The sequence below is a fragment of the Polaribacter sp. KT25b genome (genome assembly GCF_900105145.1).
GTDB lineage: Bacteria > Bacteroidota > Bacteroidia > Flavobacteriales > Flavobacteriaceae > Polaribacter.
This window is the reverse complement of the sequence record NZ_LT629752.1, coordinates 2,716,995-2,732,241: the sequence shown is the minus strand read 5'-3', so window position 1 is coordinate 2,732,241 and position 15,247 is coordinate 2,716,995. Positions and strand designations below refer to the sequence as shown.

Genomic DNA, 15,247 nt, shown 5'->3' with positions numbered 1-15,247 from the left:
GATGAAAATCCCTTTTTTATATTATCCAAATTCTACTATTTGTTTAAGGGTTTGTTTATCTAGTAAAACTATTTTTCTATTGGTTTCTATGCCAATTAAACCTTCGTTTTTAAATTCAGTAAGCATTCTAATTGCTGTTTCTGTAGCTGTACCAATTAGGCCAGCAAAATCTTCTCTAGGCATGCTAATTCCTTTATGATTATTATCTTTAATCATTCCTTTATGGTCTAATTCTAAAAGAGCTTTTGCAGTTCGTTGTCTAACAGTTGCATAAGCCATATCAACCAAATGCTCTTGCAAGTCAATTAAATTATTAGACATTATATCAATAAATTTATTTGAAACTTCTTTATTTTCATATAAAAGTCTGATAAAATCTGCTTTTGGAATTGAAAAAATCTCAGCATCTTCTAAAATACTTGCAGTTTCTATGTATAATCCTTTTTCACTTAATAGCGATAATTGACCTATAAAATCTCCGGCACTATATAAACCAGTAACAAATTCTTTTCCAGATTCTGTAGTTCTAAAAGTTTTTACGTTTCCGCTTTTAATTAAAAATAATTGATGTGCTGCTGTTCCTTCAGTAAAAATACAATCTTTTTTAATATACTTTTCAGCACTTTGATCTTTAGATAATTCTTCTAGATTTAAATATGCTGTTGCTTCGTTTAAAAACTCGTTAATTCCTTCAACATTTTTAGAGAATTTTTTTATTAAAAAATTATTTTTTTTAATTCTACATTCTATTGCATCGATTAATTCATTCTCTTCAAAAGGTTTCGTTAAATAGTCATCAGCGCCAAGATTCATTCCTTTTCTTACATCAATTTTTTCTGATTTAGCAGTTAGAAAAATAAAAGGAATACTTGCGGTTTTAGGTTTTTTACTTAAATTTTCAAACACGCCATAACCATCTAAAACAGGCATCATAATATCACAAATAATAATATCAGGATTAAATTCAAGAGCTTTTTCTACGCCTATTTTTCCGTTTTCGGCAGTAATAACAGAGTAATTTTCTAATTCAAGAATATCAGCAGTATTTTCTCTAACATCTTTATTGTCTTCAATTAATAATATTTTTTTCATCTTTTTTTTCTTTTAAAGGAAACTCTAAATAAAAAGTTGACCCTTTATTTAACTCACTCTTAAAGTTAATGGTGCCATCCATTAAATCTGTATACTGTTTTACAATATTTAAACCTAAACCAGTTCCTTGAATATTTGCAGCATTATCTGCTCTATAAAATCGTTGAAACATATTTGCTTGATCTTCTTGCGGTATTCCTATACCTTGGTCTATTATTTTTATGTTTACAAGTTTATTATTAGGCGTTACTTTAATAATTATTTCTTGGTTTTCTTCGGAGTATTTTATGGCGTTAGATAGTAAATTATGAATTATATGTTTTAAAAGTTTAGGGTCTAAAACCACTTTAATTATAGAATTTTCATATTGTAAAGTAATTATTTGACCATTTTTTTTGATATTATTAATTTCTTCTATTAAAAGTTTTAAGAAATCAATTAAATTAAAAGTTGTTGGTTGCGCCACAACTTTTCCTTCTTGTAATTTTCCTAAAGAAAGAAAATCATTTAAGATTACTACTAAATCTTTAACATTAGACCTAATTTTAGAAACATAATTTATTCTTTTATCTTCTTTGCCAACTCCGTTCTGCTTTTCAATTAAAATTGCTGATGATAAAATAGCACTTAATGGTGTTCTAAATTCATGAGAAGCCATAGAGATAAAACGCGATTTTAATTCACTTAATTCTCTTTCTTTTTTTAATGTATTTAGGATGTCTATTTCTACTTGTTTTTGTTCAAAAATATTATTATAAACCAATAAAGCTCGTTTAATTATTTTTTCATTGTTAAATAACGGAGTTGTATTTACCAAATAAGGTATACCTTTAAATTCTATTTCGAAAGAGAGGTGTTTACCACTAAGTGTTTTTTTTATGTTTTCTTTTAATCTAGTTTTTCGTTCTTCAGAAAAAACTTGAATCTTGTCAATTTTGGTTCCATCAACAACTACGCCTCTCATTTCCATTTTATCAAGCTCCTCACCTTCAATATAATCAATACAGTAATTCTCATTTACAACCATAATAAGACCTCTAGGAAAGTTTTTAGAAATGTTTGTTAATAATAACTTACTCGTTAATGCACTGCGTTCTGCCTCATCAGTTATTAATATTTGATCTTCGAGATTTAAATTAGATTCTACTAGTTTTTGTACTGTAGTTGTAAGTTCTTTAGTTCGTTCTGTAACTTTTTCTTCTAATTTTATAGTGTAGTTACGCAATTTCTCTTCACTTTCAATTAATTTTTCTTCAGCTTTTTTTTGCTTCGTAATGTTATTTGTTACACCTATTATTCTAATTGGTTTTCCATGATTATTTTTAAAAATTTTACCTTTTTCATGTAACCAATGAATAGAAGAATCAGCATGAATTACTCTATATTCTAGAGTGTAATTTTTAGTTTTTTTTATAGCTTCTAATATTGTTCGTTTTACTCTTTCTTTGTCTTCTGGATGAATTTTATTTAAAAAAGATTCATAAGTTGCAGTATTTTCATTGTTTTTAATGCCAAATAATGAGTTTTGATATCTGTCTCTTTCTATTTTATTGGTAATTAAATTCCAATCCCAAGAACCAAACTCACCAGCTTCTAAAGTTAGTCTTAGTCTTTGTTCTTTTTCTAAAATAAATTTTTCTACATTTTTACTTTTTGTAATATTACGTATAATAGATAAAAAATTACCTTCATCTGTTTGTACTATTCTAGCTTCTATATGTTTCAGTTTATCTTTAATGCTAAGCGAATATTCTATAATTTGAGTTTTTTTCGTTTTTTCACAATTATCAAAGCTTTTTCTTATTTTTTCACAAACATCTTTTGGTAGAATTTTATCTATATTTTGACCAATATTTTCATTGTAGGCTATTGCAAGTTCATCTCCTTCGGATGAATGAATTTCAAGATAATTACCATTTTTGTCGTAAAGAACCATTAAATCTGGCAAAGCCTCTAATATCGCTTGGTTTTTTTCTTGACTACTTTTTAGTTTATATTCAATTTTTTTATGCTTAGTAATATCTTGTATGGTTCCATACATTTCCTTTGGATTACTATCTTCATCAAATAAAATTTTTCCTTTTGCTATAATGTATCTTATTTCTCCATTTGGTCTTATAATTCTTTTTTGATATTTGTATGGTTTGTAGCTTTTAATAGCATTATCAATTTCTTTTAATGTTTTTTTTCTGTCATCTGGATGCGTAAAACTTAGAACAGTTTTGTTGTTAAGACGTTCATCACCTGGAGTTAGTCCGTAAATTCTATAAAATTCATCAGACCAGTTTCTTTCATCGGTTTTTAAATTCCAAGACCAATTGGCTACATGAGCAAGTCGTTGTGCTTCAGCCTTTCTAAACTCGCTAATTGCCAGTTTTTGTTTATCAGATTGTTGTTTTGTATTATCAATTAAAAAGACAATTACAATTGGTTTATTGTTTAAGGTTGTTAAGCTTAAATTTATTTCTATAGGAAATGCAGATCCATTTTTTTTAACTCCAATAGAATTTAAGTTTAAATTAATTCCATCTAATTTGGGTTTTTGTTCAAATTTTTCTCTTTGTTTTTTTATTGTTTTTTTAATTTTCTCTGGAATAAGAGTTTCTATCTTTTTTTCTAGTATTTCATCAGCATTATAACCAAACATTTTTTGGCATTTAGCATTTGCATTTATTATAAAATCGGCATTATTAATTACTAAGATACCTTGATGAGAAGCATTGAAAATTTTTTGTAAAAGAGCTATATTTTCTATGTTCTCATTCATTTTATTAGGTTAAGATATTTAATTTATAAATTGTTATTTATACTTTTAAACACTTCTATTTTTTTAAAGAAACAGAATCCATTTTTAAGAGAATACCCAGTAAATACAAATCAGAAAAATTAAAATTGAAGTAGTTTAATATTGATTTGTTTTTTTTTATTTAATTGATACTCAATTAACCTAACAAAATTAAAGTAACATTCTATCAATTAATATGATTTTGGTCATAAAATAAATTTAGAAACTGAAACTGTTTCAAATAAAAGATTTTTTTCTAATTTATAGAATATCAGAAATAATTAAATGCGGTAAGTTTTTTAAGTAATTTGATTATGAAGTTGCTTCTAAAGAATGTTTGAATTTTAGTATCATTCAAAAAATTATTTGTTGATGTTGTTAATCATTCCATTAAAAACAAACCAGTGAAAAGGCATTACCGAATACCAATACAATCTGCCAGCCAAGCCATGGGGTCTAAAAGTTGCTGTTTGATATAAAATTCCGTTTTCAATTCTAAACTCTAACCAAGCTTCACCAGGTAAAATCATTTCTGCGTAGAGTAGTAGTTTGCCTTTTTCTTTATCAGCATAAATAACACGCCAAAAATCTAAAGCATCTCCGGCATTTAATTCAGATGGATGTCTTCTTCCTCTGCGTAAACCTGCACCACCAAAAAGTTGATCTACAAATCCACGAATTTTCCATAGAAAAGTGCCATAATACCAACCTGTTTCACCACCAATTGCCCAAATTTTGTTTAAAACAGTTTTTTTATTTTTAACCTTTCGCTTTTTAAAATCTTTAAAACATCCATATTCTGGAACATTTATAAATTCATGCACATAATTTTTTAATTTTCCACTGCTGATGTAAGAATCTTTCCAGCTAGAAATAATACTATTTTGTTCAATTTTTTTAAAAGCCAATTCAACAGCTTCTTTGTAAGATATTGGGTTAATATCTAATATTTTATTGATATCACTTTTATTTCCAATTACTTCTACGCCCATCGAATTTACCAAAGTACGTGCTAATTTATATGAAGTTGAGGTAACAAAATAGAGCCAATAAGAAGATAATCCAGGAGTCATTACCGGAATAGTAATAATCCATCTTTTTAATTTACGTACTTCTGCAAATTGTAATAACATGGTTTTGTAGGTCATTATTTCTGGGCCAAAAATATCATAAGAAGTATTATATAATTCTTCTTTATTTAAGGCTTTGTGCAAAAATGATAACACATCTCTAATAGATAAAGGTTGGGTTTTTGTGTTTAGCCATTTAGGCGTAATCATAAAGGGCAATTTTTCTACAATATCTCGAATAATTTCAAAGGATGAACTTCCAGAACCAACTATAATTCCTGCTTTAAAAGTGGTTAAAGCATACTTTTTTGATGCCAAAGCTTCTTCTACATTTTTTCTTGACAATAGATGTTTCGAGAGTTTCGTGTCATTGGTAATTCCGCTTAAATAAATTACTTGTTTTATAGAGGTTTTTTCTGCAAATTGTTTAAAATTAAAAGCACATTTTTCTTCTAAAACATGAAATTCTTTTGCAGAATTAGACATAGAATGTATTAAATAATAAGCTGCATCAATATCTTTAGAAATTGAATCTAAAGTTTCTTTGTTTAAAAAATCGGCTTCTACAAGTGTTATGTTTTTTTGTTCTTTATAATAATTTTGAGCTCTTTTTTTATCTCTAACAGGGCACACAATTGTATGACCATCATTTAATAATAAAGGAATTAATCTTTTACCAATATAACCTGTTGCACCTGTTACAAGAATTTTCATGATATTTTATTTAAATCTTTTGGCCTTTGATATGAAAGCCTTTTTTTGAATTTAGGAATTGCATACGTGTCTAAACCATTTATTGTAGCAATATTACCTTTAGATAAATTGATAAGTCCGTCTTCTTCAAGTAATTCATCATTTATGTATAATTCTTGAATTTGAGCAACAATCAAAATAACATCATTTGAAGAAACATAAATTTCTTCAATAAATTTCATGCTCATTTGAACGGGAGAATTTTTTACAAATGGCGCTTTAAATTTGCCTTTAAATTCTGGCTCTAAATTAGTCATATTAAATTCAGAAATCTCTTTTGGGTATTTTGCGGATGTATGATGTGCGTCTTCAATACTATCTTCCCAAATATGATTAATGGTAAAAATGCCAGTTTCTTTAATGTTTTTATAAGTATCTCTGGGTACTGTAGTTGGTCTTAAAATAAAACCCAAAGTTGGTGGGTTAGAACCTAAATGAGTAACAGAACTAAAAACAGCAACATTATAAATACCATTATCAGAAATTGAACCTAATAAATTTGCCGATTTAAAACCAGAACAACTATTTATCAAGTTGATTTTGTATATTTTATTGAGGTTTAGAATGTCAGTAATATTAAAAAATTGCATGTTTTTATTTTAATTTTACAAACAAAGATACAAATTGTTTAATTTATTTAAATATAAATTAAACAAAATATATGGTTTTGATAATTATTTTTTAAAGAAACTTGGTTCTTTTTGTGCACCTATTTTTAATCTCTGAATAGGTTTTATAGTAATTGTAAAGGTGAATGTTAAACAATGAAGAGAAAAAACTAACTAATTTTTTGTATTGATATTGCCTGTATTTATTACACCAGCAATTTTTAATGCATAAATTAATTTTACTAAAACAGTTTTTGAAGCTTTCCATTTTAAAGAACTTTTAAATGTTTTATTATTATCATCAAAAATGCCTGAAGAAATATTATTAAGTGTATTGATTTCCTTTTTGTAAAAATTGGTTAGCAAATCATACGCTATTACTTCTGCAGCTAGCGTATTGTGACTTGTGTAAAAATTCTGAATCTAAATGCACTGATATATCTGAAGAAAATATATGTGGTCTAGAAAAGTACTTTTATGTTTGTAAGATCTATAGAATTCTAAATTTTTACGATTTTTTACCTCTATTTTTTTTAAGTAATTTTTTAGAATAGAATTTGTGGTATTTGGCTTACTTACTTTATATTTTAACTGATTATTATAAAAATAAAATCAGCATATACTCTGTTTTACTACTTAAAGAAATGAATTTCTTCATTTTTATTTTCAAAGTTTCTAATTCTAATATTTATTCCTAAATCGCAAAGAATTTCTTTTGATTGGTCGATTTGGAGTTTTAGTTTTACTCTTTTTGTTATTTTTTTAATTCATGTTCTTTTTGTTGAACGAAATATTGTACAACTAAAGTGATGTGATTTTTATTTTCTTTCATTTTTTTTGGTTTAATTTTCATTTAATTACTTTACATACTCTTTTTCATTTTTGTTTAAAACAAAAAAGATATGACCGTCGCCATATCTTTTTGTTATAATATTTTTTTTAAAATTAAAATTTAGCAGCTGTAATTTCGATAATTTTTTTTTGGAATTACTTAAATCACAATTTTAAATATTAGAAACTAATTTAATTTTCAACTATTAAGCTTATGAATTATCGTATTAAAAACAACTGTAAATATTTTTAATTATAGTCTGTAAACCCTTATATAAAAAGCTCCCCAATCTACATTTTTATCATTTGTAAACCATGCACTCATATTTGTCTTTCCTTTGGTAAAATTACCTTTGAAACTTAAGGTTTTTGCTCCATTTTCTATTTTTAAGGATTGTTCCCAAGCACCAATTTTTACACCACCAGATTTAAAATTCATACTTCTACCATCACTAATTGATTCTGTAGATATTGTTGCTTCCCTTCCTTTTACAGCATCATTAATAGCTATACCAGACTCAAATGGCCATCTACTTAATTCTATTTGATAAGTTCCAGATTGTTCAAATTCTACGGTAAATTCTCCTCCTAAAGGGTTCTTTTTAGCTTCTCTAATATAATTCTGATTCCATGGAATTTTAGAATCGTGAATATGTGTATCGTGACACGTTAACTCAATAGGGTTTTGATTATCTGAGCCTAAAATAATAATAGGAAACAGGTTAAATTCTGAAGATACGGAACTCCACCATTCATTATAAAAACCTCGCATTTTTTCTACCTTTTCTGGAAATTGCTTTGCAATATCATTTTCTTGACCTGGATCTTTAGCAATATCATACAATTCTGTACCATTCACCAATCTCATTTTGTCAGACATTACAGCACTTTTTCTCCATTTTATAGGACTTTGTACACGTTGAGAATCTGTAATTAAGTATTCTCTTCCAATGGTTTTTGCAGTTCCTAAAAGCAAAGAAGAAATATCTGAACCATCAATTTTCTTTTGTCTTTCTGGAAAATCCAAATCACACAAAGTTGCTAATGTTGGTAAAATATCTAAATGAGCTGTTAAATCGGTAACATCTTTTCCTCCGTTAATATTTTTACCTGGGTATGATATAAAAAACGGAACTCTATGTCCGCCTTCATACTCGCTATTTTTAGTTCCTTTCATTCCACCGTTGAAACCGTATAATTTACCTCCTACAGTTTTATACCCAGAAGCAGTTCCGTTATCTGTCATAAAAATAACAATCGTATTGTCTGCAATCTTTAAATCTTCAAGTTTCTTTTGTAGTTTCGCAAAATTGTCATCTACATTGGTAATCATTCCGTAAAATACTTTTTGAAACTCCGGAATGTCTAAATCTTTGTATTTGTTATAATAGTCTTCTGGAACATTATAAGGTAGGTGAGGTGCGTTTGTAGAAATATAAGCGAAAAATGGTTGGTCTTTCTTTTCTTCAATATATTTTATAGCTTCATCAAACCAAACATCTGTACAATATCCTTCATATTTGGTTGGTACTCCATTTTTAAAATACGTATCATCAAAATAATCATTATCCCAATAATCAGGAGTCTGGCCAACACCACCACCTCCATGAGAAATAGTGTATTTAAAACCTTTATCTTGTGGTCTAGAAGGGTAGGTGTCTCCCAAATGCCATTTACCAAACATGGCAGTTTCGTAACCATTTTCATTAAAAACATCCGCCATAGTTACCTCGTCTTTTCTTAAAATAGAAACGCCACCAATTGTATGCCAAACACCAACTCTATCTGCATATCTACCGGTCATTAAACCAGATCTAGAAGGTGCACAAGTTGGGCCAACATGAAAATCTGTTAATCTAACAGATTCATCATGAAATTTATTTAAAGCAGGCGTTTTTACCAATGTATTTCCATGCGCCCCAATATCTCCATAACCTTGATCATCTGTAATAACAATAATTACATTCGGTTTTTTGGTTACTTTAGAATCTGTAATTTTTTTAGACTGAGATGTACACGAAAATGCAATTCCTACAAGAGTAATTAGCAATACTAATTTTTTATTCATTTTAATTTATTTTAAAAAGTAGATAGTAATCTTTTGTTTTATTAAACAGTTTTTAAACCTAATTAGGCAAACTTTTTTTCCAATCTTTCCACAAGGTTTTAAGCTCGTTTACAATTTCTTCATTATTTTCTGCTAAATTATTTTTTTCAAACGGGTCTTTTGGGATATTATATAATTCTACTTTATTAATTTTATCATTAAACAACAATTTCCAATCACCTTTTCTAACAGCTCCTTCTGCCCAATGATTTGTTTTTACTTTTGGAAAACGCCATTCCCAGAACAAAGGTTTTGTTCTTTCAAAACTTTTATTATCTAAAATTGTTGCAATATTTTCCCCATCAATTCCATAGTCTTTAGGTAATTCTATCTGCGCTAAATTGGCAAATGTTGGTAATAAATCTACTGTAGAAAGTACACTTGTAGAATCTACCTTGTTTGCTGCTACACGGTTTTTCCATTTTACAATAAATGGCACAACAACTCCACCTTCGTAAATGTCTACTTTTCTACCTTTTAAACCTGCGGTAGAACCTGCTTTTAAGGAAGCTCCATAAGCAGCAGGGCCATTATCACTAGAAAAAATTACGAGTGTATTCTCATCCATTCCCATTTCTAACAAAGATTTTAATAATCTTCCAACATGAAAATCGGCATCTTTTAAAACAGCATAATACGTTTCTTTGCTTGGAGATAAACCTTTAAAATCTTTACGCTGTTCTTCTGAAGGCCAAAGTGGTGTGTGTGGATCTTTCAACCAAAGATTTATAAACATTGGTTGTTTTCCTTTGTTTTTTTTGATAAAATTAAGGGTTTCATCTACAGCAACTTTACTAGAACTTTGTACCCAAAGTGTATCATTATCCATATATCTTGTAGTTGGCCATTTTTTATCACCTTTCCAAGTTGGTCCATTCCCGTTCCAAACTCTAGCCTCATCATAACCATACGTTTTAGGTTCTGGAGCATTAGGATCGCCATTAGGCAACCCACCACCACCTAAATGCCATTTACCAAAATGAGCTGTTTTATACCCTGCTTTTTGCATGGTTTTTGGTAAATAAACAGGTAAAGAATCGTCTAAATAATCTGGCATATTTCTTTTTACATTTAAAGCATGTCCGGCTAAATGACCATGAACGCGATGTCTTGCCGGAAAATGACCTGTTATAACCGAAGTTCTACTTGGAGAACAAACACCACTAGTAACATGGAATTGTGTATACCTTGTACCCTCGGAAGCCATTTTATCTATATTTGGAGTGACGACCTCTTTGTTACCATAAACACCTAAATCTCCAAAACCCCAATCATCTGCAAAAATAAAAATGATGTTTGGCCTTTCTTCATTTGCTGCAATACTCTCTTTTTCTATTGTAGTTTCTTTTTTAGTCTTATTGCAAGAAAGCATAGTAACTAAAACTATCACCAATGATATAGACTTTAATAAACTCATTTTCATTTTAATATTAGTTTTTAAAAGTTTCTGTTTTTTGTTGATTGATGAAATCTGCTGCTAATTCTTTTACTTTTTCTGGAAATTGACTTGCTAAATTAGTAGATTGTCCGATATCGTCTTTAAGATTAAAGAGTTGTACAGTATCCTTAGCTTTTTCAAAACGTTGTCCTTCTTCAAACCATTTAGGTATTCTTGAGTGGTATCCGTCTTTATTATTAATGTACAACCAATCGCCTTTTCTAATTGCGTATTTAGATGTAAATGTATTTTGTACAAGTACCTCTCTAACTGGTTTACTTGTGTCTGTTAACCAAACATCAGAAAAATTATAACTATCGTGCTGAAAACCTTTCGGTAAATCGCTATTTGTAATAGTTGCTAAAGTATTTAGAATGTCAATCTGACTAAATAATTGAGTGTTTTTTGTTCCTGATTTTATTCTATTTGGCCATTTTACAATAAAAGGCACATGATGTCCACCTTCATAAACATCTCTTTTTACACCTCTAAAGGGATTAGAACTGTTATGATTGTAATTTTTTATGCGTTCGTAAGCATATCTTTCAGAGCCATTATCAGACGTAAAAATAACAATGGTATTTTCATCTGCTTTTATCAATTTTAAAGCCTCTAAAATTTGGCCAACTGCATCATCTGTTTGGTACATCCAATCACCATAAGGTCCTGCTTTACTTTTTCCTCTAAATTCTTCATTAGGAATTATTGGTGCATGTGGAGAAGGAAATGCCATGTACAAAAAGAAAGGTTTTTGTGCATTTTCTTGATTTTTTATAAAGGTTACAGCAGAGCTTGTAACGGTAGGTAAAACTTTGTAAAAATCCCAATCTTTAACTGCTGGTCCTGGTCTTAATTCCCAATTACCTTCTAAAGCAAATTCTTCTTTTGGATGTTGTAGTGTTAATGTTGGTACTTCTGTAACCTTGTCATTTTTGATCCAAGTATATGGAGGAAAGTTAATAGTTCCATCACCAAAATAAGAATCAAACCCAATAGATAAAGGTCCACCAGGAATTTTTTTATTCCAATCATACGCTTGTGCTGGCCAAATTTCTAATTCCTTTTTTCTTCGTATTATTTTTTCTTTCTGAGTAAAATCTTTTTTTCTGATAGCTTCCCAGTCCCAACCTAAATGCCATTTACCAATAGCTGCTGTATGATAACCATTTTCTTTAAGAATTTTAGGCAAAGTAACCTGATTTTCTTTAAAAACAGTGGGTCCCATAGAATGTACAATGTCATTAAAATCTCGCCAATGATATCTACCCGTTAAAAGTGCATATCTACTTGGTGTACAAATACCAGAAGAACTATGCGCATCTGACATTAGCATACCTTCTCTTGCTAATTGATCTAAATTTGGCGTAGGTATTTTAGATTCTGGGTTTTGAATTTCTAAATCTCCATATCCCATATCATCAGCATAAAAAATGATAATATTAGGTTTACTTATTTCGTTTGGTAATTTTGTTTTCTTTTGACAAGATGATAAAACTATCAATATCAATAAATAAAAATAGCTAGTTAATTTCATAATTCTATTTTTTCCAGTCGATTCTTGATTTCTTGTTTTCTAAATCTACCCAAACACTTGCATGTTCGTAATTTCTAGTTAAAATCCAACCGTTTGTTTGCATGTCATCTAAAGGTTTCCCTAAAGGTTTATCAAATTCTGGGTACCATAAAAGTGATCCCATTTCTAATCGATAGCCCCAATTATAAATTAAATAAGAATGTTTTTGTGCTCCTGCCAAAAAAGATGCTAAAGCAAAATTTAAGTGTTCTTTAGAAATTTGCTCTTTTTCTTTTTCTGATTTCGCCATAAAACCTTTGTTTAACCAAGCATTTTCTGGCCACGATTTAAAAACGACAATTTTACCGGTTTTGCCAGCTGCTTCCATTTCTTGAATATCTTTTAGCATACTTTCTTTTGTTTTGCTATTGAAATACCCAAAATGCTCAATCATAATAGCATCTGTATTCTCGGGAAAATCATTTCCTGCATTTCTTAGTGGAGTAGAACGAATTCCGTTGTAAACAATAATTTTATCATCACCAATTTTAGCTCTAGTTTCTTTAATTAAATCTTTTAAACCTTGCTGAATTGCATTGTATTTTTCTACGCCCCATAATCGTTTATTTCCTGGGCTGGTTACTTGATTTAGTGCATCAAAGAAAACTCCGTCTATGTTCTTATTCTCTAAATTTTCTTTGGCAACATCAGACCACCAATTTCTAAAATCAGGATTAGACAAATCATAGCGTTTCATTTTATTGTCTTTTAAATCGAACTCGCCTGTTGCTGTTTTTAGCCACCAATCTTCTTTTGTTTGATATTCGTCATGTGCTTTATACATAGAATAATCTAAAAAAGCATTCCAATAAAAAACCACTTTTACATCTTTATTCAGCTTTTTTAAAACTTTAGCATCTGCAGCAATTGATTCTTCAGAATATTTATATTTTGGAAAACCATGTGCCTTTTCTAATACCACAAAATTGGAATGGCTAGCAATAAATTTTGCCTCTTTTTTTGTTAAAAGATCTCCTTTTTTTCCGAAGTGAAAAGCTACAGGAACTTTATCCCAACTAAAAGCTGGATAATATGAGTCGTTTTGAGAAAATGCTGTTTGCACTAAAAATAAACAAATTAGTAACAAAGATATATGTGAAAAAGGGGTTTTCATTATTCTTGTATTTATTTGATTGGTCTTAATTTTAGAGATTTTAAACTTGATGTTTTTTTATCTCCTTCAACTAAAGATGTTGTAATTGTATGTAATCCTGGAGTTTTAAATTCTAAGATACCCATGCTGTAAAAAACATACTTTTCTGTAGCTGCTTGTTGGTTTTGTACTGTTATACCTTCATCTGTAACAGTTTTCCATACCAATCTTTTCTTACCTGCATACGATAAATCTAAGTAATAGTAACCGGCTTCTTTAACATCAATATTCCATGTTATTGTTCCGTTTTCTTTCCAATCACTAACTTGATCAGCATGTTTCCATTCACCAAACTTTTCCATCCAACGTTTGTTAGATTGAGTTGCATTTTTAGCTTCTCCAAATTCTGTAATTAAAACAGTATCGGTATTTGGATACACACCTAAAGAATTATCTTCTACTAAAATTGTATCATCTTCATTAAACTTTACTTCAATAACAGAAATTAAATCATCTGGTGCTTTATAAGGCACATCAAAAGAAACCCAATCAGTATCATCACTTTGATTAAACTTCACTTTTTTGTTTTTCCCTTTAGGATTAACAATATATGCTGATTTAATTTTAGTTTTTAATCCTGGTAAGTATAATTTACCGTCTGTAGGCCATTCCGAAACCGCTAAAAACATAGAGTTGTCTTTAGTTGTAACATCTCCCCAAGGTAATTTGTAACTCCATGGAGATGGATTAGCGTTATAAACAACTTGAGAATATTTCTTTAACCAATCTCCAGATTCTCTTAAGAATTTTGCGCCAATTTCTGGAATAACACCCATTTGATTTGGACCTACATTAAATAAGTAAGTACCACCTCTTGCAACAGTTTCTATAACTCTTCCTAAAATTACTTTAGGACTCTTAAAGTTGTTATCATACCAAGCATAAGACCATGAATCATTGTTTGTATCTGCAGTTTCCCATAATCCTTTAATTTTTTTTGTAGGCACCTCCATATCTCCAACACTAGCATAGTCTCCTAAACCATAACCAACTCTACTACACATCATTGCTTTTGGTTGTAATTCTCTTACCATATCAGCTAATTCTACCACATATTTTTCCTCCATATCACCTGGAGTATCAAACCAAACAAAATCAATTTGTCCGTAGTTAGAACATATTTCTTTTACTTGTGGCTTACATTTATTGTAGAAATAATCTTCAAATGTAGCTTCTTTTCCATTTTCATCAACTTTAGGGCCTCTTGTTCCACCTGGCGCAGTCCAATCTTGGTTGTGTGAGTAATAGAAACCGAAACCTAAGCCTAATTCATGACAAGCATCTGATAATTCATGCATAGGATCTCTACCAAATGGTGTAGCTTTTACAATATTAAAATCACTTGCTTTACTATCAAACATAGCAAATCCTTCGTGATGTTTACTTGTAATAATAATGTATTTCATACCAGCATCTTTTGCTAGTTGAGCAATTGCTTTAGCATCAAATCCTGTTGGATTAAAATCATTAGCAACTTTTTTATAATCCTCTACAGGAATACCTGCCATTCTTGGATTCATAATCCACTCTCCAATACCATAATATGTTTTATTCTCCCAAACACCTGCTAGGTTTGAAAATAACCCCCAATGAATAAACATTCCGTAATTACCTTCATCAAACAATTTTGCTTTTCCACTTTTTAAAGCATCTCCAGAAACTTTCGTTTCTCCCCACATTTCTTCCATTCCTTTTTCTTTAGGTTCTTGAGAATTTATATCTGAGACACCGATAAAGAGTACTAAAATGGAAAAAAATAAATATCCTTTTTTTAACATGTATGTATTCTAATTAAATTTACTTTTATTTTATATCAATTATCTTATTCTTGAGAGGC

Annotated in this window: 9 protein-coding genes and 1 pseudogene; all 10 read right to left on the bottom strand. The window is 29.3% G+C overall.

Annotation, left to right across the window (positions count from 1 at the left end; genetic code table 11):
- Positions 1-21 precede the first annotated feature (21 nt).
- The 10 genes and pseudogenes from BLT70_RS11680 to BLT70_RS11630 all read right to left on the bottom strand — a co-directional run bounded on the left by BLT70_RS11680 (position 22) and on the right by BLT70_RS11630 (position 15,188).
- A complete protein-coding gene (locus tag BLT70_RS11680; RefSeq protein ID WP_091894615.1) occupies positions 22-1,092 on the bottom strand; it encodes a response regulator in 1,071 nt (356 codons plus the stop codon).
- Positions 1,070-3,859 carry a PAS domain-containing protein gene (locus BLT70_RS11675; RefSeq protein ID WP_091894613.1) on the bottom strand — a complete coding sequence of 930 codons (2,790 nt, stop codon included), beginning with the start codon at positions 3,857-3,859 and terminating at the stop codon, positions 1,070-1,072. The genes BLT70_RS11680 and BLT70_RS11675 overlap by 23 nt, the downstream gene beginning before the upstream one ends.
- 380 nt (positions 3,860-4,239) lie before the next feature.
- On the bottom strand, positions 4,240-5,661 hold the full coding sequence (locus BLT70_RS11670) for an SDR family oxidoreductase (RefSeq protein ID WP_091894611.1): 1,422 nt from the start codon (positions 5,659-5,661) through the stop codon (positions 4,240-4,242).
- Positions 5,658-6,290 (bottom strand): flavin reductase family protein, encoded by a 633-nt coding sequence (locus tag BLT70_RS11665; RefSeq protein ID WP_091894609.1) that lies wholly within the window; start codon positions 6,288-6,290, stop codon positions 5,658-5,660. The genes BLT70_RS11670 and BLT70_RS11665 overlap by 4 nt, the downstream gene beginning before the upstream one ends.
- Positions 6,291-6,381: 91 nt before the next feature.
- Positions 6,382-6,674: pseudogene (locus tag BLT70_RS11655) on the bottom strand (RteC domain-containing protein).
- 718 nt (positions 6,675-7,392) lie between these two features.
- Positions 7,393-9,207, bottom strand: a complete 1,815-nt coding sequence (locus BLT70_RS11650; RefSeq protein ID WP_091894603.1) for an arylsulfatase — start codon at positions 9,205-9,207, stop codon at positions 7,393-7,395.
- A 58-nt stretch (positions 9,208-9,265) separates the two neighbouring features.
- Positions 9,266-10,669, bottom strand: coding sequence for a sulfatase (locus BLT70_RS11645; RefSeq protein WP_091894601.1), 1,404 nt, complete (start codon positions 10,667-10,669; stop codon positions 9,266-9,268).
- A 7-nt stretch (positions 10,670-10,676) separates the two neighbouring features.
- Entirely contained in the window at positions 10,677-12,218 is a 1,542-nt protein-coding gene (locus BLT70_RS11640; RefSeq protein ID WP_091894599.1) for an arylsulfatase, read from the bottom strand.
- Positions 12,219-12,222: 4 nt separating this feature from the next.
- Positions 12,223-13,371, bottom strand: a complete 1,149-nt coding sequence (locus tag BLT70_RS11635; protein ID WP_091894597.1) for a putative glycoside hydrolase — start codon at positions 13,369-13,371, stop codon at positions 12,223-12,225.
- Positions 13,372-13,382: 11 nt separating this feature from the next.
- On the bottom strand, positions 13,383-15,188 hold the full coding sequence (locus tag BLT70_RS11630) for an alpha-L-fucosidase (protein ID WP_091894594.1): 1,806 nt from the start codon (positions 15,186-15,188) through the stop codon (positions 13,383-13,385).
- Positions 15,189-15,247: the final 59 nt, after the last annotated feature.

What these genes read in the sequence shown, in the direction of transcription:
- BLT70_RS11650 (WP_091894603.1), bottom strand. Translation starts at nt 9,207, where the DNA reads ATGAATAAAAAATTAGTATTGCTAATTACTCTTGTAGGAATTGCATTT.
- BLT70_RS11675 (WP_091894613.1), bottom strand. Translation starts at nt 3,859, where the DNA reads ATGAATGAGAACATAGAAAATATAGCTCTTTTACAAAAAATTTTCAAT.
- BLT70_RS11640 (WP_091894599.1), bottom strand. Translation starts at nt 12,218, where the DNA reads ATGAAATTAACTAGCTATTTTTATTTATTGATATTGATAGTTTTATCA.
- BLT70_RS11630 (WP_091894594.1), bottom strand. Translation starts at nt 15,188, where the DNA reads ATGTTAAAAAAAGGATATTTATTTTTTTCCATTTTAGTACTCTTTATC.
- BLT70_RS11635 (WP_091894597.1), bottom strand. Translation starts at nt 13,371, where the DNA reads ATGAAAACCCCTTTTTCACATATATCTTTGTTACTAATTTGTTTATTT.
- BLT70_RS11670 (WP_091894611.1), bottom strand. Translation starts at nt 5,661, where the DNA reads ATGAAAATTCTTGTAACAGGTGCAACAGGTTATATTGGTAAAAGATTA.
- BLT70_RS11680 (WP_091894615.1), bottom strand. Translation starts at nt 1,092, where the DNA reads ATGAAAAAAATATTATTAATTGAAGACAATAAAGATGTTAGAGAAAAT.
- BLT70_RS11665 (WP_091894609.1), bottom strand. Translation starts at nt 6,290, where the DNA reads ATGCAATTTTTTAATATTACTGACATTCTAAACCTCAATAAAATATAC.
- BLT70_RS11645 (WP_091894601.1), bottom strand. Translation starts at nt 10,669, where the DNA reads ATGAAAATGAGTTTATTAAAGTCTATATCATTGGTGATAGTTTTAGTT.